This is a genomic window from Acinetobacter sp. ANC 4636 (assembly GCF_054454555.1).
This window is the reverse complement of record NZ_JBTKVD010000001.1, coordinates 129,478-155,233: the sequence shown is the minus strand read 5'-3', so window position 1 is coordinate 155,233 and position 25,756 is coordinate 129,478. Positions and strand designations below refer to the sequence as shown.

Annotated in this window: 30 protein-coding genes; 3 read left to right on the top strand and 27 right to left on the bottom strand. The window is 43.3% G+C overall.

Annotated features, from left to right (window positions below; all coding sequences use genetic code 11):
* The first annotated feature begins 174 nt into the window (after positions 1-174).
* A complete protein-coding gene (locus tag ACX1N5_RS00765; protein ID WP_458800045.1) occupies positions 175-1,053 on the top strand; it encodes a hypothetical protein in 879 nt (292 codons plus the stop codon).
* A gap of 264 nt (positions 1,054-1,317) precedes the next feature.
* Here ACX1N5_RS00765 and ACX1N5_RS00760 read toward each other — a convergent pair whose 3' ends face one another.
* The 25 genes from ACX1N5_RS00760 to ACX1N5_RS00640 form a co-directional block, all read right to left on the bottom strand.
* Positions 1,318-1,902: a hypothetical protein gene (locus tag ACX1N5_RS00760; protein WP_458800044.1), complete on the bottom strand. Its 585-nt coding sequence runs from the start codon at positions 1,900-1,902 to the stop codon at positions 1,318-1,320.
* A 106-nt stretch (positions 1,903-2,008) separates the two neighbouring features.
* On the bottom strand, positions 2,009-3,505 hold the full coding sequence (locus tag ACX1N5_RS00755) for a contractile injection system protein, VgrG/Pvc8 family (protein ID WP_458800043.1): 1,497 nt from the start codon (positions 3,503-3,505) through the stop codon (positions 2,009-2,011).
* On the bottom strand, positions 3,502-3,927 hold the full coding sequence (locus tag ACX1N5_RS00750; protein ID WP_458800041.1) for a phage tail protein: 426 nt from the start codon (positions 3,925-3,927) through the stop codon (positions 3,502-3,504). Before ACX1N5_RS00750 ends, ACX1N5_RS00755 begins: the two co-directional genes overlap by 4 nt.
* Positions 3,928-3,939: 12 nt before the next feature.
* Complete coding sequence (locus ACX1N5_RS00745) at positions 3,940-7,038, bottom strand: phage tail tape measure protein (protein WP_458800039.1); 3,099 nt, start codon at positions 7,036-7,038, stop codon at positions 3,940-3,942.
* On the bottom strand, positions 7,035-7,145 hold the full coding sequence (locus tag ACX1N5_RS00740; protein WP_265596620.1) for a GpE family phage tail protein: 111 nt from the start codon (positions 7,143-7,145) through the stop codon (positions 7,035-7,037). The genes ACX1N5_RS00745 and ACX1N5_RS00740 overlap by 4 nt, the downstream gene beginning before the upstream one ends.
* 17 nt (positions 7,146-7,162) lie before the next feature.
* Entirely contained in the window at positions 7,163-7,498 is a 336-nt protein-coding gene (locus ACX1N5_RS00735; RefSeq protein WP_458800037.1) for a phage tail assembly protein, read from the bottom strand.
* Between the two features lie 63 nt (positions 7,499-7,561).
* Positions 7,562-8,077, bottom strand: coding sequence for a phage major tail tube protein (locus tag ACX1N5_RS00730; protein WP_458800035.1), 516 nt, complete (start codon positions 8,075-8,077; stop codon positions 7,562-7,564).
* A 4-nt stretch (positions 8,078-8,081) separates the two neighbouring features.
* Positions 8,082-9,248: a phage tail sheath protein gene (locus ACX1N5_RS00725; protein WP_458800033.1), complete on the bottom strand. Its 1,167-nt coding sequence runs from the start codon at positions 9,246-9,248 to the stop codon at positions 8,082-8,084.
* Between the two features lie 104 nt (positions 9,249-9,352).
* Entirely contained in the window at positions 9,353-9,634 is a 282-nt protein-coding gene (locus tag ACX1N5_RS00720) for a phage tail protein (protein WP_458800031.1), read from the bottom strand.
* A 13-nt stretch (positions 9,635-9,647) separates the two neighbouring features.
* Entirely contained in the window at positions 9,648-11,051 is a 1,404-nt protein-coding gene (locus ACX1N5_RS00715; RefSeq protein WP_458800030.1) for a phage tail-collar fiber domain-containing protein, read from the bottom strand.
* Positions 11,048-12,577: a BspA family leucine-rich repeat surface protein gene (locus ACX1N5_RS00710; protein ID WP_458800028.1), complete on the bottom strand. Its 1,530-nt coding sequence runs from the start codon at positions 12,575-12,577 to the stop codon at positions 11,048-11,050. Before ACX1N5_RS00710 ends, ACX1N5_RS00715 begins: the two co-directional genes overlap by 4 nt.
* Entirely contained in the window at positions 12,574-13,179 is a 606-nt protein-coding gene (locus ACX1N5_RS00705; RefSeq protein ID WP_458800026.1) for a phage tail protein I, read from the bottom strand. Before ACX1N5_RS00705 ends, ACX1N5_RS00710 begins: the two co-directional genes overlap by 4 nt.
* 2 nt (positions 13,180-13,181) lie before the next feature.
* Entirely contained in the window at positions 13,182-14,081 is a 900-nt protein-coding gene (locus tag ACX1N5_RS00700) for a baseplate assembly protein (protein WP_458800023.1), read from the bottom strand.
* On the bottom strand, positions 14,082-14,429 hold the full coding sequence (locus tag ACX1N5_RS00695) for a GPW/gp25 family protein (RefSeq protein WP_458800021.1): 348 nt from the start codon (positions 14,427-14,429) through the stop codon (positions 14,082-14,084).
* Positions 14,426-14,959 (bottom strand): phage baseplate assembly protein V, encoded by a 534-nt coding sequence (locus ACX1N5_RS00690; RefSeq protein WP_458800019.1) that lies wholly within the window; start codon positions 14,957-14,959, stop codon positions 14,426-14,428. Before ACX1N5_RS00690 ends, ACX1N5_RS00695 begins: the two co-directional genes overlap by 4 nt.
* Positions 14,960-15,031: 72 nt before the next feature.
* Entirely contained in the window at positions 15,032-15,484 is a 453-nt protein-coding gene (locus ACX1N5_RS00685) for a phage virion morphogenesis protein (RefSeq protein ID WP_458800017.1), read from the bottom strand.
* A complete protein-coding gene (locus tag ACX1N5_RS00680) occupies positions 15,485-15,985 on the bottom strand; it encodes a phage tail protein (protein WP_458800015.1) in 501 nt (166 codons plus the stop codon).
* Complete coding sequence (locus ACX1N5_RS00675) at positions 15,982-16,836, bottom strand: N-acetylmuramidase domain-containing protein (RefSeq protein ID WP_458800013.1); 855 nt, start codon at positions 16,834-16,836, stop codon at positions 15,982-15,984. The genes ACX1N5_RS00680 and ACX1N5_RS00675 overlap by 4 nt, the downstream gene beginning before the upstream one ends.
* The gene (locus ACX1N5_RS00670; protein ID WP_458800011.1) at positions 16,833-17,108 is read right to left on the bottom strand and encodes a phage holin family protein; all 276 of its coding nucleotides are present in this window, start codon (positions 17,106-17,108) and stop codon (positions 16,833-16,835) included. The genes ACX1N5_RS00675 and ACX1N5_RS00670 overlap by 4 nt, the downstream gene beginning before the upstream one ends.
* A gap of 3 nt (positions 17,109-17,111) precedes the next feature.
* On the bottom strand, positions 17,112-17,504 hold the full coding sequence (locus ACX1N5_RS00665) for a putative holin (RefSeq protein WP_458800009.1): 393 nt from the start codon (positions 17,502-17,504) through the stop codon (positions 17,112-17,114).
* Positions 17,505-17,506: 2 nt separating this feature from the next.
* On the bottom strand, positions 17,507-17,719 hold the full coding sequence (locus ACX1N5_RS00660) for a tail protein X (RefSeq protein ID WP_458800007.1): 213 nt from the start codon (positions 17,717-17,719) through the stop codon (positions 17,507-17,509).
* On the bottom strand, positions 17,716-18,165 hold the full coding sequence (locus ACX1N5_RS00655) for a head completion/stabilization protein (RefSeq protein ID WP_458800005.1): 450 nt from the start codon (positions 18,163-18,165) through the stop codon (positions 17,716-17,718). The genes ACX1N5_RS00660 and ACX1N5_RS00655 overlap by 4 nt, the downstream gene beginning before the upstream one ends.
* A gap of 100 nt (positions 18,166-18,265) precedes the next feature.
* Positions 18,266-19,114 (bottom strand): phage terminase small subunit, encoded by an 849-nt coding sequence (gene gpM, locus ACX1N5_RS00650; RefSeq protein WP_458800003.1) that lies wholly within the window; start codon positions 19,112-19,114, stop codon positions 18,266-18,268.
* A gap of 5 nt (positions 19,115-19,119) precedes the next feature.
* On the bottom strand, positions 19,120-20,127 hold the full coding sequence (locus ACX1N5_RS00645) for a phage major capsid protein, P2 family (RefSeq protein ID WP_458800001.1): 1,008 nt from the start codon (positions 20,125-20,127) through the stop codon (positions 19,120-19,122).
* Positions 20,128-20,175: 48 nt separating this feature from the next.
* The gene (locus ACX1N5_RS00640; protein WP_458799999.1) at positions 20,176-21,006 is read right to left on the bottom strand and encodes a GPO family capsid scaffolding protein; all 831 of its coding nucleotides are present in this window, start codon (positions 21,004-21,006) and stop codon (positions 20,176-20,178) included.
* A gap of 178 nt (positions 21,007-21,184) precedes the next feature.
* Between ACX1N5_RS00640 and ACX1N5_RS00635 the strand changes: the two genes are divergently transcribed.
* The gene (locus tag ACX1N5_RS00635; RefSeq protein ID WP_458799997.1) at positions 21,185-22,963 is read left to right on the top strand and encodes a terminase large subunit domain-containing protein; all 1,779 of its coding nucleotides are present in this window, start codon (positions 21,185-21,187) and stop codon (positions 22,961-22,963) included.
* Positions 22,963-24,021 carry a phage portal protein gene (locus tag ACX1N5_RS00630; protein ID WP_458799995.1) on the top strand — a complete coding sequence of 353 codons (1,059 nt, stop codon included), beginning with the start codon at positions 22,963-22,965 and terminating at the stop codon, positions 24,019-24,021. The genes ACX1N5_RS00635 and ACX1N5_RS00630 overlap by 1 nt, the downstream gene beginning before the upstream one ends.
* Before the next feature lie 8 nt (positions 24,022-24,029).
* Here ACX1N5_RS00630 and ACX1N5_RS00625 read toward each other — a convergent pair whose 3' ends face one another.
* Both ACX1N5_RS00625 and ACX1N5_RS00620 read right to left on the bottom strand, forming a co-directional pair.
* The gene (locus tag ACX1N5_RS00625; protein WP_458799993.1) at positions 24,030-24,485 is read right to left on the bottom strand and encodes a hypothetical protein; all 456 of its coding nucleotides are present in this window, start codon (positions 24,483-24,485) and stop codon (positions 24,030-24,032) included.
* The gene (locus tag ACX1N5_RS00620; protein WP_458803632.1) at positions 24,472-25,314 is read right to left on the bottom strand and encodes a hypothetical protein; all 843 of its coding nucleotides are present in this window, start codon (positions 25,312-25,314) and stop codon (positions 24,472-24,474) included. The genes ACX1N5_RS00625 and ACX1N5_RS00620 overlap by 14 nt, the downstream gene beginning before the upstream one ends.
* Positions 25,315-25,756 lie beyond the last annotated feature (442 nt).

The window sequence follows — 25,756 nt, the reverse complement described above, 5'->3', positions numbered from 1 at the left end:
TGTCATTTTAGGGCTATTTATCAAATGAGGTACACGTTAATGTTTAGAGCTATTAGTATGGTGATATTTATATGATTAAAAATTCACCAATTAAAAAAATGTAACTATCTTTTTTAATTTAAGATTTTAAAAAAATAATATAATTAAATAGTTTATTACAAAGTGAGTTGTGCAATGGGTACCGATATGGATTTTTCAGAAGATCAATCTAGACAAGAAAAACATAACAAAGCTGAAGAATATTTAAAACAGCAAAAAGAACATTTGGCTAGTATTAAAACAGGTGCTTTTGATCTTAATGGTTATGAAATTAAAAACATTTATGCAAGAGGGGAAGAATATGTTATTTACGATTGTAAAGATGCTCAAGTAAACCAAATCATTAAAGTGTATTTAGAAACAAAAGTAGATGAAGATACTACCATTATTAAAGCACTAAACTCTGTTAAATTTGAGTTTGATAAACTAAAAACTGTTCTATACAAATCAGGAGATAATCCACTACATAAACAAAGAGCTGCATCTGCAATCGTAATAGCCCTTCAAGAGCCTGATAAAGCTGACAGTGTAAATATGCTCTTGCGAAGTATTGCATCAGAAATTGCTGAAGAATATGCAAACAAACTTTGGGGACGACTTGCTTATTTAGCAGGGGCTTTACTTGTAGCTATTTTTGCTTCTTTTTACGCAATTTATGCCTATCTACATAGAACTTTGCCATTATTTGCTGATAACCATTCATTCTTACTTTTAGCATATTGTTCTGGGTTTGCCAGTATGGGAGGCTTTTTTTCAGTGTCACTAAAATCAAAATCTATCTTTATCATGCAAGCCACTAGTAAATGGATGTATGCTGGATATGGTTTAGAGCGAAATGCTATTGCTGTTATTGCAGGTGCTGTATGTTTTGCACTGTTATCATCAGAAATTATTTTTGCTAATATCAAGGATGGAAACACTGGGATTTTTTTCACTATGAGCATTTGTTTTCTTTCTGGCTTTAGTGAGAAATTTATCCCTAATGCTTTAAGTACATTGAGTAATGATGAATAAATTACTCATTCATAATAAGCGATTGAAGCACCCTTATTTACTTAAATTGTCGTTCTAACCTACTGAATCATACTTTCCAGCATTTAATCGTGTGTATTCCTAATTAATTACCTTTGCCACCCCCACTTATCCTAAGTTTAATATGATGTGCCCATAAAGAATAGGATGTTCAATCATCAGGATGTGAGGGATGACAGAAGTCAACTCTAGGACGCAAAATACGAAAGCCCTCGACAGGATGTCGAGGGCTAATAATTTAAATTTTCATTGATTCTTTATACTATTAAAAAATTTACGAAAATTAAAACCAATACCATTAAAGTTAGGCTCTATTATTAATGCATCTAAAATAGCTTTACCAGTTCCACCTTTTAACTCATTTGTAACTTTAAAATTTACTAAGTCCTCGCCATGTTCAATATCTAAAAATATTTTTTCAATTAAAGTTGCAACATCTATTGTAGATTCACAGACTTTTTTTAGAGGAATCAAAATTAATTTAAGATTTGTATTTTCATCTATGTTCAATCCAAAGCGTCTTCTTGAGCGAAAAGACTGATCTTTAAAATCAGATGGGTGCATATTTGTAATTAATATTGCTGGTAAACACACATCTCCATCAAGACCATTTATTCCATGCCATGAAAAAACTTCATTCTCAAAATGACCGATCTCTGTTCCTTGAATTACAACTGCTCGACTAGTAGCAGCTTTCCTAGCCATAAAATCAAAATTATTTCTTAAACTCTCAGCTAAAGGCTCATGCCAACCATAGTCGAGTAAATAAATAAAAAAATCCCTATTTTCGGTTTTAGGAATATTATTTAAAGAATGTACTTTTAATCCCATTTTTATTCCTTAAGTATTGTACTGTGAAACTAAGATTAATATATCTAAGAAAAAAATTATATTATTTTAAATAATTTCTATTTCCATATATAAATTAAAAGTCTTTTTAATTTTTTACTTTCACCTGCTGAATCATATTTCTTCTAGCATTTAGCCTTGGGAGTCTTAATTTTAAGGCTTTTTCTGCCGCTTTCTTACTGTGATAAACATGACTAATCACTTTAGCATTGGACTGATCCCCCAATGTGACCCAGTAACGTGGCGCTAGGCTTTTACCAATGGTATATTGTGCTTTTAATCCTGTGTACGGCTTCATTTCTAGCTGATTATGTGCCTTGAATTTGCCTGTTTCTAAATCCAGTAAGGAATATTCCTGATTGGCACGTTGCTGGGCTGCTGCTTTGCTTTCATACAAATAACTAAAATATTTCGGATGGCTCTGATCGCCCTTGGTGATTGCAATGGCTTTACTGCCTTGTTGATAATAGACCACCACCCCTGTCCATTTTTTATGTTTCTCGGTAACAAACTGGTCTTCAAACAAATCAGAAACGTCATCCGCATCAGGAAAGAAGATTTCCAGCTCCAGATCGGTGGTATAGCCGCCAGAACTGTCCAAAGTGTCGGTAACACTGCTGGCCAGCCAGTAAATCGCATCAATGTCCTCCTTTAAGCCTTCAAATAAAAAGGTCATCTCTGGAATCAGTTGCGGTTCACCTTTGGCCAGTGTATAGCTGAGTGTGGCAGCAGTACGTTTTAGGTTATTCAGTTTAGCGCGTGCCGCAAAGGTGGCACTGTCCTTGTCCCGATGAATATGACGTAATTCCTTGATGTTCTGGTTACTTTGATCTCCAACCACCACTTCCAGTTTTTTCGCCATTTTTTCATCATAATAAAAGGCCCGAACGGCTGTGACTTCTTCCCCACCATCGCTAAAGCCATAGCGGTGATTATCGCCATTATTGCGCTGGATCAGCATGGTGGGTAGGTTCTGCCCTGATGCGGATTGACTCAGCCCCTTGGGCATGAACAGCAAGCTACCATTTTTCACCGTGGCAATCGCATCATGTTCATCGGCAAGACGGGTCAGCAGATTGGCATCCGATTCATTCTGATCGATATGAATGATTTTATGGGCGGCCAGTTCTGGCGAGACTTGAAATTTTAAGCTCTGCTCAATGGCAATCTTTTCAATCAGATCACCGAGCAAGATATTGTCAAAGCTGCGCTCACGTTTTTGCTTGAGTGTGGTTTTTAGATCGGCACTGGTGGCACGCAGGCGTAAGATATCGGGCGCACCTGAATGCTCAGCTTCCTTGACGATATAGCTGCCCTTATACACCAGACCTGTGATATCCCAGCCCAACCACGCTTCAATCACTGCCCCTTTGCTGGGAATATTCAGTAAACCGTCATGATCGGATAAAGACAGATCCAGCGTATCAATTTCCAAACCGCGCTTATTTTCGATCCGCATCTGAATCAGGCGATTATTCACCTTGTTGGAGATATCGATACCATCCACCACCAGTTTAAAAATCGCTTTGGGATAGCTATTGAGCACGCCTTTAAGGGTCGAGCTTAACGTGGTCAACAAGGTCATGATGCCAGCCCCAGTAAGCTGCCCACGACATTACCAATCAATGTTCCTGGTCGCATGGTTTGGGTCAGGTTTAAGGAGAACTCGATTTTGCTCGGTGTACCATCCTTAAAAAAATAGCTCTGGGTTTCCTGCAAATCATTTAGGGTATATAAGCCAAATACCTTGCCAGTACCGCCAATCAGGGGAAAAGACATGCCTGTATCACCCATGACCCGTAAAGCACTCATGCTCATCGGTGAACCGAATTCAGGCACGATGGAGCCTTCCAGTGAGATAGTGTCCTCACCCCGCCCCACAAACTGATAGGCAGGCATTTCCCCGACCCGTGAATTGCTGACATGCCGCCAAGCGGTTTTGCGTACCAGTTGCTGATAGGTTGCGGTGGGAATCGCAAAGGGAAATACCCCAAAGATCATCATCATGCTTTAAATTCCTTATTCATCATCAAAAAAGCGTGCACGGGCTTGGGCTTGTTTTTCTCGCTCACGACGCTGTAAAAACTGTTCAAATTGCTGTACCAAATCCTGTACCGAATGCCCCTGCTGGGCATGGATCTGCACGGTAATGCTGTCACCTTCAATCACCATCGGGCGGCTGGCTTTGCTCGATGCAGAGCTCAGCTGCACCGCTTTAACTTTGGTGACAATCGATTGAATGCTGGCGATGGGATCAAAGGCTTCTCGTGGGGTATTGCTCTGTGCCATGTGGCTTAAAGCATTGCTGAAACGGCTCTTGATATCGACTTGCGGGGCATTGCCCTGAAACAGATCCAGTACCGTATTGAACTTGTTTTTCAGGCTTGGAAAACCCTGATCCAGACCGACATTAATCCCCTGCATGATGAAATGCCCCAGCCCTGCCATCACCCGCGATGGACTGTGAATGTCCATTTTTTTACGCATCCAGTCAGGCATATAGCTGTTGATTTCCTGCCACTTGCTTTTAAGCTTGTCAAAACCCTGATTTAAGCCTTTGATCAGCCCTTCAATGATCATCTGACCAAAGCCTGTAAACTTGCTGGGTAACTCCACCCCGAACCAGTTCATGACGCGGGCAAATGCCGCATAAAATAGCCCGATGGGTGACCAGTTCAGAATCAGGGCAGACAGCCCAGCAAGCCCGCCACTAAATACGGCTTTGATTTCCGCCCAGCGTGCAGAAAACCACATCCCCACAGGGGAAAACACAGTGCTGATGGCATTCCATGCACTTGCAGCACTCTGACTGACAAAGCTCCATGCATCACTGGCGCCAGTTTTAATCTGCGCCCAGCGCTCCGAGAACCAGAGTCCCATCGGAGCAAATAACAGATTGATGCTATTCCATGTCTCACTGGCGCCAAATTGGAGGCTCATCCAGAGATCAGCAAAGAATGTCCTGATACTCGACCAGTTGGCAATAATCAGCCGAGGAATACCAATCAGTGGAAACAGGAAGGTCAGCAGTGGATTATTGGCAAATATGCTATCCACAGACTGGATCATGCTCTTGATCGAGTTGATGCCTGTCTGAAAGACATGACTGACCCCTGACCAGATCTCTGTAAAAAACTGCTTGATTGGTGTCCAGTTGCGGTAAATCAGATAGGCTGCCCCTGCCATTAAACTCACCGCTAAAATGATCGGATTGGTCAGCATCATCCGCCCTGCCAGCAGGAACATTCTGCCCAGCCACAATAACCCTGCCCCTAGAAGTTTGACAGGGCTGAGCAACACCTTAAAGGCGATCCCCACGGCTGTACTGGTAATACTGAGCGTGGACAGCATCAGCCTGAGACTCAGCACAGTTAAAATCAGCGGTGACAGCAAGGCCAGCGTTCCGCCAATCGCAATCAGCCCTGCTGCTGCAATCAGTAATCCAGTGCCCAGTGTTTTGGCCAAGGCAGGATTTTTCTGCATCCAGCCTGTAAACACCTGCATGGCATTGCCTGCCATGACCAAGGCTTGAGTATAGATAGGTAGAATGGTTTGCCCGAATTGCAAATACGCATCATGCAGTTTGGCTTTGGCCTCAACTTCCTTACCTGCAGTGGTATTTCTGGCTTGTTTATCGAGTTGATCGATATTGTCTGCCCCTGCATTCAGGCGCATGTTCTTGTGAATATTTTCCCGCTGCAGATACATGGTCGAAAACAGTTGTGATGCGGTACGGTTACTAAAAATGCTCCCAATCGCATCCACCACATCGCTTTCTTTGGTAATGCCTTTGGCTTTTAAGGTCGGTAATAGCACCTGTTCCATCCAAGCGAACTGGTCTTTCTTGAACAGCGCTGCGCCTTTAATTGCCCCAATATCCAGATAGGCAATTTGCCCGACCTTGTCATTGTGAACCTTACGTTTATCGGCAATCAGACCAAGATCACCCAGATGGTTGGCAACCCGTTTGGTGGTTCGTCCCTGATACAGGTTGGCATAAGCAGACATCATGGCTGTCCCGACCCGATAGCCTGACATTTCCTGCACCAGAGGTTCCAGTTTGTAATAGAACGCCTTGTTATCAATGCCCTTGGCGGCAATCCCCCCAGTTTTAATCAGGTTCAGCCATTCTTCTGCTTGTACCCGTCCACCTGTGGCGGTAATCACCTGCTGGATCATGTTGGCTTGTTCTTTAAAGGCAGCTTCACTTTTTAAGCCATTACGCATCTCGATGACTTTGAGCATGTCCATGAATTTCTTTTCATTTTCAGCCCCATGTTCCTCACCATACATGGCTTGGTTGGCAAACTTCATCTTGGCCAGCATCGGGGCAACCATCTTGGCATGATGCACATCGGCAAAAGCGGTGATGCCATCCCGCACTAGCGTCATGTTATCCAAGGTACTGGTACCGAAAGTTTTCATGGCTTTGGCATATTGAATCGCATCAAGGGTGGCTTTCTTGCCCAGACCCAGTGAACCAATCCGATGCTCTTCCACATCTAGACGTTTGCTTTCTTCAATCGGCTTACGCATCTGATATAAAGCCGCAACCCCTGTGCCTGCTGCTCCCATCCCATACATCGCCATTTTCTGCGTGCCTGTGCTGAGTCGGTTGTGGCTTTGCTGCAGGCGGCTGAGATTGGCCAGTTTATTTTTCTGGCTCTCGATAGAATTGTTGGCAGCGGTAATGCGACGGGTCAGATCGGTTTGTTGCTGGGCAAGATTGTGCGTGGAAAAGCCTGCCTGATTCAGTCCAGTGCGTAGTTGCTGCAGCTTGATCTGGTTCTGGCCATGTGCCTCTTTGAGTTTACGTGCCTGTGTGGTGGCTTGGTTAAATTCACGGCTTAAGGCATCGGATGGATTGCGTGCCATCTCCTGCCGTAAACTTTTAATGCGGGTTTGAATGTCTTGTAAGGCTTTGGCGCTGTCTTCGGTGGCTTTTTTCTGTTTGATATAGCCATCAATCTGCTTTTGCTGATCGTTAAGTTTTTTCAGCTCATCACGGGCTTGTTTGCTTGCGCTGGCCGCAGCTTTACTGCTGCTGACCAGCAAACGCAACGCGGGTGAAAGTTTGTCCTTTGATCCAAACAGAATTTCAAGGCGTAACGGTTTCATTCGGCATCATTTCCATTTCGTTCAATGGCTTTTTGATGCCATTGCATCAGTTGATAAAGCGACATCTCGTCATAAAACTGCGGTGGCCAGTGAAAGATCACCGCAATATTGGCAATCGCATCGTCTACAGTTGGCGTAACATTTCCGCACGCACTGACTTCGGCTGCAAAAAAAGCACAAACACTCCACCAATCTGAGCCAGATCCGCTGGGTCAAGCTGAGCAATTTGGGCTTTGGTTAAATTGGGGGTACAGACACGCGGCAACACGGTACAAATCGCCAAGGTATCGCCTTGCGCCAGATCACTGAGTTTGATGCCCTGCAATGCCGCCACATTCGGTTTACGAATCTCTAAACTTTCAATCTTTAAATCGCCCATCATTAACGGGCTATCTAGATCAATACGTTGTGAATCCTGTTGTAACAGGTCAAGGTTTTCGGTCTGTTGTTGTTCAGTCATGGGATGCTCCTAAAATCAAAAAAGTCATAAAACCCCACTGGCGATGACCAGTGGGGAGCAAAGTTAAAGTCCAATGTTTTCGCGATGTTTGGCGTAGAGATCGACCCCGTTGACCGTACAGATCAGGTTCGGGATATCAATTTCAATCACGGCTGAACCATCGATGGAAAGCTTGTAATAGCTCCAGATGGTTTTTATGCTCATTTCGGTGTCGTCTCCGGGTTTGGCATTGCCGAAGTCGATTTCTTCATGACGACCACGCAGTGAAATTTCCACGGCTGTGGTTTCACCCGTATCGTCACGCTGGTAAGAGCCTGCGAAACGTAAACCAAAGGCGGAAATGGAAGCAGCGCCATATTGCTGGATCACCAGTGGGTCAATCCCACCCAGTTTCCATGTCATTTCGATCATGTCGTCACTCAGACCGAAGTCCACCTTGACGTTGCCAATCAGCCCACCGCCACGCCAGTTTTCCAGCTTGCGTCCCAGTTTGGGTAAGGTCACCTCACCTGTTTGTCCAAGATAGGAATTACCTTCATTAAACAGGTTCATCAGTTTGAGTTTTTTCGGTAAAGCCATGTGGTTATCCTGTGACTCGGGCAGAAAAGTCCGCCAGATAGCGGTCGGTAATACGTTGACGCAAAGTCAGATTTTCCAGAGGCGGCACTGGGGTATAGTCATAATCGATATAGAATTTTCCGCTTTTCAGCACCTCTTTGGTGTTGATCACAGGATCTAGCCAGCATTCACCACCGAGTAAATAAGTGCCTGTCATTTCGCGTAATTTGGCATTGATGCCATCGATGATGTCGCGCGCCAGACTTGGCGTCAGTGGTTTATCCACCGCCCACATGTGCCCTTCTGCCATCGTGTCAGCAAGAATTTGCGCGGTACGGGTATAGTTTTCAAAAGCGAATAGCGGATCATCGGAACAGGTGCGCGAACCCCAGAAACGAAAACCATCACGCTGGATCAGGGTGGTCACCTCATGCTCATTCAAATAATTGGCATCTGTGGTCGAGTCTTGCAGCTGGAAATACACATCCTTGCTAATGCCCGTCACGCCATTGACCGCGACATTGGATAAGGTTTTATGCCAGCCGATGTCATTGTCGATTTTGGCGCGTAGACCTAAAGCGCGTGCAGTGGCATCAAAACTGCTGGTGGCATTTAAGCTGGTATCCCAACCTAAGAAGTCTGGCCAGAGCACCATCAGTTCACGCGCACCGAAAGTTTGGCGGTAAGCCGTGGCTTGTTCCTTGGTCTCACAACCAAAAGCCGAGACATAAGCAAAAGCACGCAGCTGCTGTGCCAGACTGACCATACTGGTGGCGACGGCTGCTGCATCCAGTCCTGGTGCACCTAAAATGCGTGGTTTCACTCCAAGCTGGGCTTCGGCTGCCAGCAAGGCTTTCATGCCTGTATATTTACCGTTGACTGTGCCGCCAATTACTGCAGAGGTTTGCTGGGCTTGATCGCTGAGTTGTTCAACCCGTACCACTACCGTGGCTGCATTGGCTTGATCGGCAATGGCTTGTAGGGAACGTGCCAGTGTGCCTTTGACCCCTGCCTTATCAATTGCGGCTTGGGTATTGGTAATCAGAACGGGGGTATTGAGGGGAAACTGGTCAGGGTCGGCATCGGATGCGGTGCTGACCATGCCAATAATGGAAGAGGAAACGGTCTGGATCGGACGGGTACCGTCATTCAACTCCAGCGTCTTCACTCCGTGATGGTAGGAATCTGCCATAAAAAAACCTGTGATCGATTGAATTTTTTTCAGATCACAGGCTTACAAATTGATGTTTTGATGTCATGTTGTCTTGTTTGTATATGAGTTATATACAAAATGATTTAGGTATTGATCAACTTTACGACATCAGGATTATTTTTCAAAAAATCCGCCAGCTTTTGCTCAGGCGATTCTGCAACAGTCAGTTTCGGCTTGGCCACCAGTTGCCATGTGCAACCATCCCAGCGTGGATGCTGATCCTCTGCCCAAGTGGTTGGCACAGGGGTTTCGGTACAATGCGCAGGCAAATGAAACACGCCTTGTTGCAGTGGACTTTCATCGGCAACGGTCGTGCCCAGATATAAGCCTGACGTGTCATATTGATAGACGATTTTCTCAGTCATTTCAGCGTGCTCCTTAATATTTGATACAGGCTAAGAAAGCCAGATTGCGTGGGCGGGTTTCGCCATCTGCAGCTTCGAGTTGATTGGAGGTTCCTGTGTAGCGCATGCCACCTGTACCGCCTGTGATACTGGTGTTTAAATTGCGGTTACTTTCACCAGGCACCCATCGGCCTGTATATTTACCTTCCCAGTTGCGCACGATCGCATACCAGTTATCTTCGGCATCTGAACCAAAGTCACCCGTCCCGTGATAATGCGACTTCATCGAACCAGACTGTTTACTGCCCAACACCCGATCCAGATCAATGCCACGCCCATCATCCCAGCCACGAATAAACTCACCACGGCAGTCAGGCAGGTTAAAGGTATTCACCCCATCGCCAGCACCAAAGCTGGTGCCGATCTCGGCAAATAACTCGGCATATACTGTGCGGGAAATGGCAGCGCCATTGGCCTTGAGATAGCCTGTCGGGGCCTTGTTCATGGCCACATAAATCATGCTGCCTGCAGGCAAACCATTGCTGCGACTCTCAGCCTTGCTGAACACATCCAAGTTTTGGCGGGCAAGGGCTTTGTCCTCAACATCGGCCAGATTCTCGGCTTTGGCCAGAGGATAAGGCGCTGTGCCTAAAGGCTCATTCTGCACGCATAAAATGTGACTGCCTGCCGCATAACTCTGTCCGAGTTGGATTTTGGTGGCGGATAAGGCTTGCCAGCCCTCAGCACCTGCTTTCTGACTGATACGCTGCCCGTTGATATACACCGCCAAACCTGTCGTGGTCAGTTGTGACAAGGTGATTTGGGTTTGCTGCTCCGCCAGCTGCTGTTCTTCTTCTAAGGTGTCCACAAACACATTGCTGGCACTCGGATCTTCCCAGACCACATCACCATCGATATTGGATTGTTTCTTCAGCACTTGCCCTGTGGTGCCTCCGCCGAGTAAGAAACCTGCGGTAATGGTATTCAGAATCCAGCTATGTGTGGCAATCACCACATTCGGATCAACCTGCAGCTGAATGGTGGAGGCATTGCTGACCATAAACGGAATACGGATCACTGTGTCATTAAATGCACCATCATTGGCAACGGGTTTATAAGTATCAGGTAAATTGCCGACCAAGATTAGATTACCGTTACTGTCAAACACCCCGACTTCACGCATCACAAAGCCGCCTGCGCTGACAGGGATAATCATCTCCACGGTAAACTTGTTTGCATTCTCAGGGTCTTGAAACACCCGATTGATCGTGGTTCTAAAGCTTTCCCGAACCAGTTGATTCTGTGCGGGATCAGGACTGACCGCATAACCCTGACCATCACCGACCGCTATGTGGGTTAGACGTAACTGTGTACCTTGTGCTTCAGCCTGTGCTAAAAGTTGCAGCCCCTTATGGGTATGAATGCATTGATAACTCATGCGCTGACTCCTGAAGCTTCACCACGTGGGCAGGTGCCCCAGACAGGATAATGTTCAGGCTTTAACGCTGAGCCATAAGCAAAGCGTTCATTATTCCACATTGGATCAGTGATTGGGGTTTGATAATTAATGACACACCACTCACTGAGATCCTGATCAAACTGAGTACAACCATAGAACATATCATCCATATTGGCGGCATTCGCTACATTGATCATGCTCAAATCCTGATTGAAGCTCTGACAGTTGTAGAACATCGAGTATAAAAGTTCTTTATTGCTAAAATCCCATGTTGCCCCGATCGGTTGGTTAAAGGCATGACATTCAAAGAATAAGCAATTCAAGTCTGTGTATGGTGAAACATCCCAATTTAAAATACTGGCGTCATTAAACACCGAACAACGCATAAATACCTGAAAGGTTGTGTTAAATACTAATGGGGCAGTTGTTGGCACTTTCATTAAGGTGTCTTGTAGGATTTGTGAACCAAGAGCGAAACCCAGTACTTCATAACCTTGATCACACCACTGCACCACTTCTTCAATCCCGTAGGCTTGAACCATAACCATCGTATTATTCCCATTTGAACCGCCTTCGTTTGAGGCTTTTTCAACGATAATCGTGTGCTTGGCTAAACTGTCATAGTGATGGATAAGATTGCCACTAACATTCGTCTCTGTTGTGCCATCGCCCCAATCAATATTGTGTGTTCCCTTAACTAATTGAAGACTTACTTCACTGACCTGATCGGAAGACCGCAAGACCATTGCCGATGCAGGGTAAACAGGCTCAGGATCTGTTGGCGTTTCGGGATCGGTCGGTTGTTCTGGATCTGTAGACTCAGCAGACAGGCAGAAATCTACAGCACGGAACAACACAACATAATCCTGATCCGTGTTTGAATCATCAATGTAGCGACTGTTATATGTTTGGTTGGCACCTAATCTCGGGTCGATTACATGGCCACCAGCGTCATACAATGTGTATGCTTTATTCGGCTGATTCACTTCGTCAATGTCTTGAACAGGGTCTACAAATAAGCAGATATCAGATGTGCTACGCAGCTTGACTCTCGTATCATCATGAGTATTCATGCTAATACTCATCTGCACTCCGCCATTAACAGGCTGCAATGATGTAGATAACTCACTGAACGTACTCACTTCAGCCCAATCGCTACCATTGACGCTTGCTTCAATCGTTCTAACGCCAAAGTCAGTTCTAAACTTGAACTCACGGGTAGCGCCAGTACAACTGATACTAGGCTGTGTTGGATTAAGTTTAAGATTGATCTGCTCAATCTGCTGCCCTAACTGATTGATCTGCTCGGTAAACTGCGTCTGCCAGTCCTGCTGGCTTTGCTGGGCCTGTTGCAGCTGCTCCAGTAGCCCCTTTAAAAACTCAGTCCGATTGACGAGGGCTTTGGCCTGTTCATTCATATTGCCGTTTTCACCGCCTTGGGCGTATTCATGGCTTTCCAGCAGACGCACATCCGACCACAGTGCTTTGCCGATTAAATTCGTCATCCGCGTTTAACTCCATTCAGTTGTTGAGAACCATCCAGTGACCAAGACCCGTTCAGGGCCAGTGAACCTGCCACCCCGACAAAGCCCATTTCACAGCCCAGACACAGCACGGCTGCAGCGCATGCAGTCACATCACTGCGAACCACCACGCTTTGTCCTAACAGATGTGATCTGAGGTTTTTATTGATGCGAATGGCACTGGCCAGTTCATCCACCAGTTGGCTCTGGGTTGCCCCGATTTGATTGATTTCGATGTAAATATTGAAGGTGTAAGGCACACCCTGCGGGCTGGTCTTAAACCATTCTTCGACCCGACAGCTGATGCCGATGGCATTCATGGCGGTTTCTAACGCCCCGATGGTGCCTTTGTGGCAATGCACGTCATAGGCTGCGGCAATGGTGTTGCGCTTCTGCTGCTCTGACCAATCCTTGTTCCAGTAATCCACCGAGCGTTCCCATGCCAGCCAAGGCAAGACCACGCGGGGCGCTGTTTGTGGATCATTCAGGGAACGGGTCAGGATCGGCACGTCGGCAACACGGGCAAAGGCCTGATCAAAACAGCGTTCAAAGGCAGTGGCATTCGGTGGCAATAAATTCGACATGCTTAATTCCCCAGCGTACGGATGCTGACATTAATCGCAGTACAGTAGGCGGCCTGACCCACGGCTAATTTAAAATTCTGGGTCGGACTGAGCAGTTCGACACTGGACACGCCTGGTCGGTGTAAGGCCTGATAAATCCCTGACAAGGCAGGTGCTTTACTCAGGGCATGACTCTGCGTTGTATAACTGGCCAGTTCAGCCTGTGCCTTTTGTAGAATCACATCCGAGTCTGGCCCAGCCTCAACTTCCAGTACCGCCTCGACTTCATATTCGACAATGCTGGCGGAAAACACCTGCACCTGATCGGTCAGTGGGCGGATCTGCTTCTGATTCACCGCAAGGTTGACGATGTTGAGCAATTCTTCTTGTGCCTGACCATTATTCTCACTGGATAGCACATACAGATTGACCACGCCTGCACTGGGCGAATCGGGCTGAATATCCTTGACCCGTACATCGGCATTCATGCCATGAAAAATATAAGAGCCTTCCGAACCTGCGGTGGTATAACCTTCAGGCGCCAGCTGCACACGGGTACGTAAGGCATCATCGGTTTCCAGTACCGCATCTTGAGTACTGGTAGCTTCGCTGATGACTTTGCGTTGTAAATTGCGTTCCGCAGCTTTATGTTCCAGATCCGAACCTGTGGCATAGGCCAGCAACACTGCTTTGGCAGATGAATTGGCGCGTTGTCTAAGTAGCATTTCCCGATAGGCAAAGGCTTCCGCTAACTTGTAAGCGGGATCAGATTCGCGTAACTCGGGATAATCCACGCCCAATGCCTGCATCCGTGCATAAAAGTCCTGAATGCCTGCATTGAGAATGACTTCATAATCAATTTCTTCGACCACTTCGGGCGGGTCAAGTTGGGAAAGGTCGATGGCACTGTTTGCGCTGGTCATTTAAGCGATTGCTCCCATTTTCAATGGAATGTTTAAATTCAGGCTTTGTCCCGACAGCAGATGCACCGCTTCAAGGTCAATCATCAGACCGCCTGAACTGATATCGGATACGGAGATTTTTTCGATGCTGATACGATTTTCCCAACGTAAAATCGGGGTATAGATGGCACTGTAGAGCTGTACAATCAGCGCATCATTCACAGGCTGATCAATCAGATCCGCAAGGCGTGAACCATAATTACGACGCATGATGCGTAAATTCAGTGGGGTGGACAGAATGTCACTCACGGATTGCTGAATGCTGTCGATCTCATCCTGTAAAAGCTGGCCAGTGCTGCATGACATCATGGAATTGGTTCTCCCGAATCATCTGAGCCTGCTTTAACCTTGCTGGTTTTATGGTGTTTCAGGGAAATATCGCCCGCCTTAACATCACCATCAGTGGTAATGCCTTCGGTAACGTGTAAGCTGCCATTGATGCGACAATTGGCGGTGATCACCGCTTCTGCCCCTTCAGGTAACAAGGCTTGTAAGGAATGATTTTCGGTGTCGTAACTGATCAGCGCACCATCTTCAAACAGACGTAACTTGATGTTGGGATTGGTCGAGATGCTGGGGTGGTCTTCATTATTTAAACCACAGAGCACCACGCCCAGACCCAATTCACCGCAGGGGCTAAACACCACGCATTCTTCACCAACACTCGGCAGGTCATGGCTTTTATCTGCGCCCGCCCGTAAATTGATCAGGCGTAATTGAGTGGTCACGATGTCGCCTAAATTGACGGTGACGGTATGAAAAGGTTCGGACGGGGTAACGCTGTCAATTCGACCCAAACGGATCAAATTCTCCAAGCGACGGGAAGTATCTGCATTCATGCTGCAATCGTGTTGCAGCTAGAGGATTAATGCATTTGGTTGTATTTGTATGTCAGTTATATACAAGTCGATTTAATTTTTATCGAAATATTTTAAAAGTTCATCTTCAGCCATTTCGATTTCAGCATTGGTAAAACCGAGCAATATTCGCTGTGCATAGCGCACTTTAAAAGTACGACCATTATATTTTAAGTTGTCAGTAAGACCTTCCTGGTGTACACGAGCAATTTTTGAAATCCGTTGATCAAATCCAATCGATACACCATTTGGCATACTTTCAACTTTCATAAATTTGGCTGTTTTCAGCTTCATGAACATCTTGTTTTTTATTTTTCCCTTTCTTTTTCTTAAATTTTTTCGAGGAATATATGCACTACCGTCAGGGTTTTGCTGGCGTGAGATACGTTGACTTTGACTTGCACGAATTTTTCGAGCAATTGACATAGCAAGCTTACGACGTTCAGCATCACCCAATGCTGCCAATAATCCATTCAGATGTTCAGGAAGATATTCCAACTCTGCCATTTATAAAAACCACTCTTGCTGCGGATTACGGGATTGCCACGATGCAAGTTCAACCCCATTTTGATCCAGCAATTTCACTTCTTTTGATTGTTCAGCTTTTTGGTATTTGGGTTCTTCTGGATAATCTACCGTTAAACCCGCCTCGACTTGCTTCACAATCACTCGCTCAGTCAATGGAATCTGTATCGCTAAATCAACTTTATCATTTGCTAAGATTTCAGCTTCAAACTTGATTCCAGATTTGGCTTTGTCTAAGTTTGCCAACAGCTCAGATTGGTTGACACGCACCCAATCAAGGACAGGAATGCTGACTGCAGCAAGATCACCTGCATAATCGGTCAAAATCATATTGAGGGTATATGCATATTCAAAGGACAAACCATTTGCCATAGTACTTCTGACCGCACCCTCATCCACAAAGATAAGGATACGTTCAGGATCACGACGGAGTTGTGGAATTGCATCAAGCAGATGATCTCTTAAACTCTGTGGCTTTTTCATGCTGCTTTTGTTCCGCCATAAATAGGTTCTAAATGATCCCATTCCGCTTGGAACTTGGCTTGATAACCGAGCTTCTTATAATTAGAGCCGTTATACAGTGTAAAAACCACATCCCAGTTTTCAGTGCGTAAGGCATCAAGCAAGGTCACTTTTTTACTGTTGACTGTCCCCGATTTCCATTCAATAAAACGCACAAAGGCTTCAAGCTGGAGCGATTCACTAGAATATTGCTGATCGACAAAATCTTGTACCGAGCTATAGCCCAAATCTTTCCAGTTCTCGCCCATAATCTGGAACTGTCCCCAACTGGCAGACTGCAGGGCGCATTCAACGTCAATTTGCTTGGCCAGCTCTAAACGTACATATTCTGCTTCATTTCCCTGATAACCACCCGTTGCTGTATTCACAATATTTGGGTACTTCTGCATTAATTCATTGGCACGGCTTAGGCTAAATTTTTGTTTCAGATAGGCATACATGCGATGGCGTTCAAACAGGATCTTGGGTTTACCATTGCTGAGAAAACCTAAGCCACGACCTTCTACCGCACCAAACACCCGAATCGCCAATTCTGAAACCTTGAGGCGGGTGGCTGCCTGCTGATAATCGCTGTCTTTGAGCAATTTGCTGACATCTGCCCCGTTAATGGCTGCTGCGGTTTTATCTCCAACTTTGCCATCTGCAACCAAGCCAATTTTCTTCTGGAACTGCATCACTGCATATTCTGTGCCTGCACCAAAATCACCATCGGCTGCCAGTGCTTTACCATTTTGATCAGCATAACCCAAACGCGTGAGGGCTTTTTGCAGGGCAAGAATATCTGCACCCTTTGCACCAAATTTTAAAATCATAATGACTTACTCCGAAAAATCACGGCAATGTTGCCCTTTGCCCGAAACACAATCACAAACAGCACCAGCGCAAAAAATGCATCCCAGATGGTGACGGGATCTTTATAAAAAATAATGTTGATGCTTTGCCCAAAGAGCGCTGCAATCAAAATGAAGGCAACCATTTCATGCAGACGCTGATGCACGGTGGCATTGCTGTCAAAACAAATGATGCGCAAGGCAATCAACACATATAAAACGACGGCAATCATGGAATAGAGAATTTCAAGCATGGTTTAGTCCTTCCCTTTCGGTTTTTTGGAAAAAATGGACGCAAGATCAATCAGTTTCCCACTGAGTATGCTCAGAACATCGGCAAGAGAAGCTCCCTCTAACCACGCCAAAACTTTCTGTAAAATCACAATGGCCACAAGTGAAACCATAAACGCCCCTGTCGCATGGCTATCAATCAGGGTACGGTTTACCACTTCTGGCGAGAGTAAATAACCAATGGCAGTAGATAGTAAAAATGAAATGATGCGTTTTTGATAACTGACATTTTGAGTATAAAAAGCAATAAAAGCTGCGCCAATGACCGCACCAAAAAGTGCATTACCATTGACGAATGGCAGCATAGAAACCGCACCTGCACCTGCGGTAATTGCCACGGTTGTTGTTGGATCTGGCATAGTTAATCCCATAAATTGATGCTGTGTTGGATGTTTTGGGGAGAATCAAGATCAGGGAGCAAAACATCTGTGCCGATGGGTAAAATCTCCCCCAGTTCATCCAGTTGTGGGTTGGCACTCAGCACCTGTTCCACTACGCCTGTACTACGTCCGTAATAGCGCCAGCAAATACTGTCGATGGTGTCGTTCTGAATGGATTTGATACTTTTGCTCATATCAGCTCCACTACAGAATGGTTTTCACCTTTGAGCTGTTGAATAGCCCACTGTTTATTACGACGGCAATCATCGACTGAACATTCCATTAATTCAGCTTTTTTTACGCCTGAATTGGTACTGTCATAATCTGGATACTTTTCTTTGATTTTTGCAGCAATACCGTTAGATACTGCGGAAAAATACAGAATTTCAGTATCAGGTTTTCCATCAATCTGATTTACAGCAAGATCTGCCAATGTATCGGCTTTCATGACAATACTGGCAAGTAATCGATTGACATCAATGATTTCTTCTCTAACCAGTTGACGTAAACGGACATCTGTTACAGAACCATCAATTCGTACAAAATCGCGAATTTCATCAAGGGAAATAACAGGGAAAAAAGTGCCACTGGAAATGGTGATATTGCTTGGTATATTTGCACCGTTTGCGATGAAACTCATCAAGACTCTCCTTTAGTGCACTGGGAGGGGCAATGGCTCGGTGAAGATTTACTGTGATGTGATGATCACGACCATTGCACTCCAGTGCGGTGCGGGGCACTTATTCAGAAGTTGGTACCATACTGCCTTGGTCATCGACCACAGGCGTTCCATTTTGATTTAACAAAACATTGGTCTCTTCTGGTTGTTCGGTTGGCACTTGAACATTGGTTTTTTCTGGGGTAAAAATATCTGCGTCATGAATTACTTCTAATCGAAGTTTGAGCTTTGACATCTTTGTCAGATCAGTACGTCCCCCGCATTTATCATCCAGCTTGCAAGCCGTTTCTAAATAATCTCGCGCATGAATCGTGTGCCATAAGTCATCGTGGGTTTCACCCGTAATCAAGCGCATTTCAGCTTTTCCAAGTGCCAAATAAAGTTTTGCTTTCACTTCATCTGGCATATCACGCTGAGATTGAGGTAAAGATCCATCCGTGATGAGACGTTCTAAACGCTCTAAAATGTGAATATCAACTTCGATGTCAGTTTTAAGCACTTTTAACACTTCATCGGCGATGTCTTCGGTGATGAAGCATGCTTCTGAACGTTCAAAACGGTCAGGAAGTTTCAAACCATAGTTCAAAACATATTCAGCAATATCAAGAGCAAAGTCATAATCACCAATATCAATCGCCCAAACGAGAATCTCGGTGATGACCGCATCTTGCACACCAGGCTTAACTTCTAAAATGCCTTGAATGTAAGGCTTATAATTAGGAAGTAACTGGCGTTTAAGTTGGACTTTGTTCTGTTTTGATTGAATATTTTTGAGTCGATTTTTATCAGTATTAAGCTGAATGAGCTGCTGCTCATAAGCAGTTGTATTCCGCATCGTTCCAAAGTCTGCAGCCGACTCAGCTGCAGATTTAGCTTGATGCTGTTGGAAATGGCGTCGAGCTAAGTTCATTGGGATCAATCCTGAATTTCGATATTTTCAGCCATACAAGCTAGGCCAAGATCTTCGATGTAATAATCTTCATTTGAAGATTCATAATTCTCAATTTGGTCACGTTTAGGATTGTCGATAATAGTTCGACGACGTGCACCTTCCTGTACATAAATCGACAAGTTGTCGAATGTAGTGACAAAAATGATGCCTTCAGGAAAAAACGGAACGGAGTAAACAGGTAAGCCACCCATGCGTTTCTGGCTGATAATGATATCTGCTGCCAGTTTTTCCGAGTTATCCTGGTCTTTGTTGACCAAAGGAAAATATTTGTCAGAGACCGTTTTACGGTTACACATCACGACTAGATCAGGATTACCCTGATGAACATCATCGATCATCTCATCAACAATGTTCATCACCAGCGCATCCAAGTTTTTATAGTCACCTGTTTTACTGACAATAATTTTGTTTTGTGTTGCGCCAGACTTCATCACGCGAGAAGAATTTTCTTCACGCATTTTTTGCAGCCAGCCTTTATTGACATCCTGCAATAATGGATTGGCTGTGATATCAGTATTGGCTGCAATACTGGTACCATTAAAACCAATCATGATTCGATCAAGAGCTTGGCGTTTGACAATCGCTCCACGGAAACGACTATAAAAATCTTTAAATTTCGCCCATTGATCCAGTTTTTGATATTTAATTGCGGTATCAAAATCAGTTTTACGGCAAAAGTAAAAACGCTCATCCATGCCTGTTGGATCGTTTGCCTGACGTTCATTGTTGTCGGTATTGGTACGTGATGCGATAGGACGAGAGATCCCCAAGCCAATAGATGATCCAGATTGCTCAGGGACTAGAAAAATATTAATCTTTTTCAAAAATTCAGACGATTCCTGAATTTTATCTTCCAGTTTCTGCTGAACTGAAGGTGTGACATTAAACTTCTGTGAAACATTCTCCACATTATTGAGTTTTGCCAACTCAATCATGACCTTGTTGTACTTAACTCGTGTTTCTGTACGCATTCTTTTTTACTCGAAAATTTAATAAATAGAGGGTTTAAGTCGATTGAATTAACAATCGACTTCTTCAATTTCTTGAGAGAATTTGCTGTTGTTCGATGGCGGACGTTGGTTGCCTTGTGGCTCTTTATCCAATTTGGCTTTCAGATCATTGAACTCTGATAGCAGCTGCTCATGTTTTTGTTTTAAATTTGCAAATTCAGTACCTTGTGTAGCTGTTTGCTGTGCAATTTCCAGAATAGCCTGTTCATTTTGGCTAAAGTTGTCTTGGGTTTGCTGCTGTTGCTGCTCTTGAGTTGTAAACAATTTTTTGACTTTATTCACCAAATCACTGGCAAATGACTCTTTCACTTCTTCAAATTCAAAAGAAGTTTCTTGCGCTGCACTGAATAAATTCTCTGGTCGCAATTTCTTAGTGGCCAATGGGTTTTCATTTGCACCTGCAGCAAAAGACAACATTTCTGTACCCAGTGATGCAGGGCTATCAGTAACAGCTAAACCAACGAGGTAGGCTTGACCTGTTTTGGCAAAATTGTCATCAATTTCAACTGATGTATAAATTTTTTGATTTTTTTGATTGAGCGCAATCAAATTATCATTGGGTTGAATTTGAGCAAACAAGGCATCTTTCTGCTCACCATTAATGGTCACTTTTTCAGTTTTTAATGCAACTACATCACCATAAGCGCCAAAAATTCCATCTGGGGCAACCCCTTTAATATGTTCTAGATTAACTCGTGCACCATAGGTGTTCAGGTTATAGGTCTGAGCCATTTGTACGATCCATTCAGACTGAATTTCTCGTCCATCGGTAGTGTCACCAGCCACGGCAACGCGAAACCATTTCGATTTAAATTTTTTAGGCTGTGTTTTATCAGTCATTCTGCTGTACCTGTTGCAAGGTTTTTTCGGGCAATTTCAATAGGTGCAGAATGGGCAATATTGCTTAGGTGTAGCAATTAAAAATCCTTGTATATAACTGATATACAAATTCACATGACTGATAAATCATGGGTTGCCTGCCATCGTTTGCGGATGCAATTAATACATTCCGCAAGATATGAACGAACTCTCTCAATTAGCCAATCTTGAGCTGATTCTCGATAACAAACTTAAAGCTAAATTTTTGTTTTGGCTTGGATGGAAAATTGTCGATATTGCTGAAGCACTAGATGAAAATGAACGCACAGTTCAAGCTTGGAAAACACGTGAAGAATGGGACAAAACACGTTCTGAAAGTCGTGTTGAAGAAGCCTTGACTGTTCGTTTAATGACACTGACCCTTAAAAATAAGAAATCAAGTGGTGACTATAAAGAGCTTGGTGAACTATTTAAGAATTACAAAGAATTTGCCCGAATCGAACGTTATAAAGAAGGTGGTAATGAAGCGGATCTGAATCCTAATATTGCCAAGCGTAATGCCGTACCGAAGAAGAAAAAAGAAAATAATCAATTCACTGAAGAACAAGTCGAACAACTTATTTCAGCCTTTGAAGATAGTCTTTTTGATTATCAACGCGATTGGTATAAAGCTGGTAATCAGCGTACTCGAGTAATTCTAAAAAGTCGTCAAATTGGAGCAACTTGGTACTTTGCCCGTGAAGCCTTAGTCGATGCAGTTAAAACTGGTCGTAATCAGATTTTCTTATCTGCATCTAAGGCACAGGCTCATATTTTCAAAGAATATATTAAAGGTTTTGCCTATGAAGCCTGTGGTGTCGAATTGGTTGGAGATCCAATTATTCTACCCGATAACAATCAGGCTTCCCTATCCTTTTTAGGAACAAACTACCGAACAGCACAAGGACATCACGGTAATTTTTATTTTGATGAATTTTTCTGGACGTTTGGTTTTAACGAACTGAATAAAGTTGCGTCAGCAATGGCTTTACATAAGAAATGGCGTAAAACCTATTTCTCAACACCATCCACAATGGCGCATGAAGCCTATACCTTTTGGACAGGTACTCGTGCCAATCGTGGTCGACCTAAAGACCAAAGATTAGAAATTGATGTCACTCATAATGCCCTAAAAAATGGTCGCTTATGTGAAGACCGAATGTGGCGACAGATTGTCACTATTCTTGATGCAGAAAATGGTGGATGTGACCTATTCGACATCGAGGAGCTACGATTCGAGTATTCACCTGAAGAATTTGCCAACCTTTTGATGTGTGAATTTATTGATGACGGTGCATCTATTTTCCCATTAGCCATGTTGCAGCCTTGCATGATCGACTCATGGGAAGTTTGGGCAGATGACTTTAAACCTTTTCATAATCGCCCTTATGGAAATAATCCTGTTTGGATTGGCTATGACCCTGCTGAAAGTGGTGATAGTGCTGGTTTAGTGGCAGTCGCACCACCCTCTGTTTCTGGTGGAAAGTTCCGAGTGCTTGAACGCATCCAATTTCGCGGCATGGACTTTAAAAATCAAGCTGAAATGATCCGCCAAACAACCCTACGTTATTACGTGACCTATATCGGGATTGATATTACAGGCATGGGGACTGGTGTATCTCAACTGGTTAAACAATTTTTCCCGAATGTCACAGAGTTCAGTTACTCACCAGAAGTAAAAACTCGCCTTGTTTTAAAAACAATGGATGTTATCCGACATGGTCGTTTGGAATATGACGCAGGATGGACTGACCTTTCTCAATCGCTGATGAGCATCAAAAAAACCCTCACTGCCAGCCAGCGCCAAATGACATTTACAGCAGGCCGCTCAGAAGAAATCGGGCACGCAGATCTAGCGTGGTCACTGATGCATGCACTTTATAACGAACCATTAGAAGGCCAAACCCAAATGAACCAATCTTTCATGGAGATCTATTAATGAATCCCCTATCAACTGCCAAAAACTTAATGAGTTTTGCTAAAAACCAATTGCCCGTTTTTCAAAGTAAATCCTCTAAGAATGAATCAATGGCATTCACATTTGGTGATGCTGTTCCTGTTCTCAATGGCAATGAATTATCAGATTATTTGGAATGTTGGTTCAATGGTCGTTGGTATGAACCTCAGGTCAGTATGAATGGTTTAGCCAAATCCTTTAAATCAACACCCTATCTAAATAGTGGCATTATTTTTAAACGTAATTTTCTAGCCAACTTATTTGTTCCTCATACAAAGCTTAACCGTAAAGCATTCGAGCAAGTTGCATTAGATTTTATTTGGTGTGGTAATTCTTATTTAGAAGAAATCAATTCACGACTTGGTAATGTCATTGAATATAAGCCATCTTTAGCAAAATATATGCGTCGTGGTGAATATACGGATCAATTCTTCTTACTTTGTGATGATTACAAAGGCTATCAAGAATATGAGTTTCAAAATCGGATCTGCCATATTCGAGAAGCTGACATTGATCAAGAAATTTATGGTGCACCTGAATATATCTCAGCATTACAAAGTGCATGGCTGAATGAATCGGCTACCCTATTCCGTCGCAAATACTATAACAATGGTTCACACGCTGGATTTATCTTATATGTAAATGATGCAGCTCAAGATCCGAATGACATTACAGCATTACGTCAGGCACTCAAAGAAAGTAAGGGGCCAGGTAACTTCCGTAACTTATTTTACTATGCACCAGGCGGGAAAAAGGATGGGATTCAAATCTTGCCTGTTTCTGAAATTGCAGCAAAGGATGACTTTACCAATATTAAATCAATCACACGTGACGATACGTTAGCTGCTCTTCGGATACCGCCTCAGCTTATGGGGATTGTCCCAAATAACACTGGTGGATTTGGTTCTATTAAAGATGCGGCAGAAGTCTTTTATCAGAATGAAATTGTTCCACTACAGTCACGAATGCAGCAGATCAATGAGTGGGCTAATGATGAGATTATTAGATTTAAACCTTATGAGTTAAAAGGTATTGATTGAATGAGACGTTATCGACTACTCATCACAACAATAATATTATAAAAACGCTTAGCTGTTATAAAGAGTTCAATCGTTGTATAGATTGTCACACCTATCATGACAGCTAAAGCCCATTTTAAATAACCTTCTGGCACTACTAACGACGCTAAGCTAACAGCAATTAGAATCATCAACCAAGTACAACCATAAAAAGCCTGTTTAACGAAATTTTGGAAATGCCCCGTTCTGACCATATTAGCAATTAATGTTTTATCCATTACTGCTGTTAAAATACTAATTGCAGCCAGTACAAATCCTAAAATTACTCCAGCAATACTAGAAATTTGTTTTGCTAACTCATATGGGCCATTATTTTCATGTGGTTTAGCTAAATATGAATCTGCATATTTCCATGTTAGCCAAGCAGCAACCAAAGAAAGAATTAGTGAAATAAGAAATTTCACTAATCTTTTAAGTAGTTTCATCGGCCGCGAAATATGCATCTATGTCACTCTCCACTTCAGCATAAGCCCTTTCAATTGCACTATATAATGTTTCGCGTGAAATATATCGTCCCGTTGCTTCAACTTGCTGAATTGATTTAATCCGATCAGCAATAAGATCAATTGGTGAAACAACTCCGCTTTCATCAATTTTAGCAGTTAATTTTTGTGGATCATATTGACTAATTGTTCGAACTGAAGTCTTTAGCCAATTTGATAAACGTCTATTCATTCCTGAAAATCGCTGATCAATCCCAACTTTAAATGTTAGATTATCTGCACCTGATAAATTCAACATATCTAAAGCATGACGTGAAAAATTGTCTGGATCAGGGAGTAAAGTAGGATTTTGAGGTTTAGGTATTTTTGCCTCAATTTCAACTAATGTTGTACCTGTCTGATTTAAACGTCTAAACGTGTCAGCACTAATTAAAGGAGTAAGCTCAACTTTAGTTGCCCACAATGCAGTTAGTGTGTCTGCTAATCTGCTATGATGATTCGCATGGATATTATAATGAATAGCAATTACATTGTATTTTTGGAAAAAAATAAAGCAGTTATGCTCTACTAATCCTTGACCATCTATTAAAGGTAGATCTATCTCAATCCCGCCTAATGAACTAATTTTTGGTAAATCATCATTTCTAAATTTACGCAAAGAACCACAGCAGCCAACCGCCCCTCGAGCAGTTAAATCATAGAATTCTCTTTTATAACCGCCATTGTCATGATGACTAACTATTGTCTCATTCATAATTGCTTGAAAACCCTGTAAAGGCGTTGCAATAGTTTCTGTTGGAGTAATAGTCATCTGAAAAAAATCAACACGAATATTTTTAAATGGCGATCTTGACATTATTAACATCTGATTCTTATAAAATAATGACTTACTATATTGGCATAGCCAGTCCATACGTTGCAATATAAAAGGACATCTAACTAGGTAATGTATTGCAAAACTAATGTTTCGTTAAAGCGCTTAAATTAAAACTAAATAACTTTAAACAATCTGATTTTTAACTAATAAAGAACTCTTGATCTTAATAAAACAGGAAAAACATTTTCAAAAACATTACTAGGGCTAAGCTAGCGCAGTCACCCGCGCGCCTGCGGTTCATCTAAATGGGTCAATATTACTGCAAGCAAGATGGCTATGGGGTAAATCGCAAAAACCTATACAAACTAGGCTTTAGAAAGAAAAATTTTAAAAATCAAATACTGCATTTCACTGCATAAGCACAGCTTAGATGAAT

Bases quoted from the DNA above. Each gene is read 5' to 3' on its own strand.
- ACX1N5_RS00630 (WP_458799995.1), top strand. From the start codon at position 22,963: ATGAATCCCCTATCAACTGCCAAAAACTTAATGAGTTTTGCTAAAAAC.
- gpM (WP_458800003.1), bottom strand. From the start codon at position 19,114: ATGAACTTAGCTCGACGCCATTTCCAACAGCATCAAGCTAAATCTGCA.
- ACX1N5_RS00625 (WP_458799993.1), bottom strand. From the start codon at position 24,485: ATGAAACTACTTAAAAGATTAGTGAAATTTCTTATTTCACTAATTCTT.
- ACX1N5_RS00705 (WP_458800026.1), bottom strand. From the start codon at position 13,179: ATGTCGAATTTATTGCCACCGAATGCCACTGCCTTTGAACGCTGTTTT.
- ACX1N5_RS00690 (WP_458800019.1), bottom strand. From the start codon at position 14,959: ATGAATGCAGATACTTCCCGTCGCTTGGAGAATTTGATCCGTTTGGGT.
- ACX1N5_RS00660 (WP_458800007.1), bottom strand. From the start codon at position 17,719: ATGAGCAAAAGTATCAAATCCATTCAGAACGACACCATCGACAGTATT.
- ACX1N5_RS00750 (WP_458800041.1), bottom strand. From the start codon at position 3,927: ATGATGATGATCTTTGGGGTATTTCCCTTTGCGATTCCCACCGCAACC.
- ACX1N5_RS00710 (WP_458800028.1), bottom strand. From the start codon at position 12,577: ATGACGAATTTAATCGGCAAAGCACTGTGGTCGGATGTGCGTCTGCTG.
- ACX1N5_RS00700 (WP_458800023.1), bottom strand. From the start codon at position 14,081: ATGACCAGCGCAAACAGTGCCATCGACCTTTCCCAACTTGACCCGCCC.
- ACX1N5_RS00685 (WP_458800017.1), bottom strand. From the start codon at position 15,484: ATGGCAGAGTTGGAATATCTTCCTGAACATCTGAATGGATTATTGGCA.
- ACX1N5_RS00745 (WP_458800039.1), bottom strand. From the start codon at position 7,038: ATGAAACCGTTACGCCTTGAAATTCTGTTTGGATCAAAGGACAAACTT.
- ACX1N5_RS00735 (WP_458800037.1), bottom strand. From the start codon at position 7,498: ATGACTGAACAACAACAGACCGAAAACCTTGACCTGTTACAACAGGAT.
- ACX1N5_RS00645 (WP_458800001.1), bottom strand. From the start codon at position 20,127: ATGCGTACAGAAACACGAGTTAAGTACAACAAGGTCATGATTGAGTTG.
- ACX1N5_RS00675 (WP_458800013.1), bottom strand. From the start codon at position 16,836: ATGATTTTAAAATTTGGTGCAAAGGGTGCAGATATTCTTGCCCTGCAA.
- ACX1N5_RS00635 (WP_458799997.1), top strand. From the start codon at position 21,185: ATGAACGAACTCTCTCAATTAGCCAATCTTGAGCTGATTCTCGATAAC.
- ACX1N5_RS00695 (WP_458800021.1), bottom strand. From the start codon at position 14,429: ATGATGTCATGCAGCACTGGCCAGCTTTTACAGGATGAGATCGACAGC.
- ACX1N5_RS00725 (WP_458800033.1), bottom strand. From the start codon at position 9,248: ATGGCAGATTCCTACCATCACGGAGTGAAGACGCTGGAGTTGAATGAC.
- ACX1N5_RS00620 (WP_458803632.1), bottom strand. From the start codon at position 25,314: ATGACTATTACTCCAACAGAAACTATTGCAACGCCTTTACAGGGTTTT.
- ACX1N5_RS00655 (WP_458800005.1), bottom strand. From the start codon at position 18,165: ATGAGTTTCATCGCAAACGGTGCAAATATACCAAGCAATATCACCATT.
- ACX1N5_RS00715 (WP_458800030.1), bottom strand. From the start codon at position 11,051: ATGAGTTATCAATGCATTCATACCCATAAGGGGCTGCAACTTTTAGCA.
- ACX1N5_RS00665 (WP_458800009.1), bottom strand. From the start codon at position 17,504: ATGCCAGATCCAACAACAACCGTGGCAATTACCGCAGGTGCAGGTGCG.
- ACX1N5_RS00640 (WP_458799999.1), bottom strand. From the start codon at position 21,006: ATGACTGATAAAACACAGCCTAAAAAATTTAAATCGAAATGGTTTCGC.
- ACX1N5_RS00760 (WP_458800044.1), bottom strand. From the start codon at position 1,902: ATGGGATTAAAAGTACATTCTTTAAATAATATTCCTAAAACCGAAAAT.
- ACX1N5_RS00730 (WP_458800035.1), bottom strand. From the start codon at position 8,077: ATGGCTTTACCGAAAAAACTCAAACTGATGAACCTGTTTAATGAAGGT.
- ACX1N5_RS00765 (WP_458800045.1), top strand. From the start codon at position 175: ATGGGTACCGATATGGATTTTTCAGAAGATCAATCTAGACAAGAAAAA.
- ACX1N5_RS00720 (WP_458800031.1), bottom strand. From the start codon at position 9,634: ATGACTGAGAAAATCGTCTATCAATATGACACGTCAGGCTTATATCTG.
- ACX1N5_RS00680 (WP_458800015.1), bottom strand. From the start codon at position 15,985: ATGAAAAAGCCACAGAGTTTAAGAGATCATCTGCTTGATGCAATTCCA.
- ACX1N5_RS00670 (WP_458800011.1), bottom strand. From the start codon at position 17,108: ATGCTTGAAATTCTCTATTCCATGATTGCCGTCGTTTTATATGTGTTG.
- ACX1N5_RS00755 (WP_458800043.1), bottom strand. From the start codon at position 3,505: ATGACCTTGTTGACCACGTTAAGCTCGACCCTTAAAGGCGTGCTCAAT.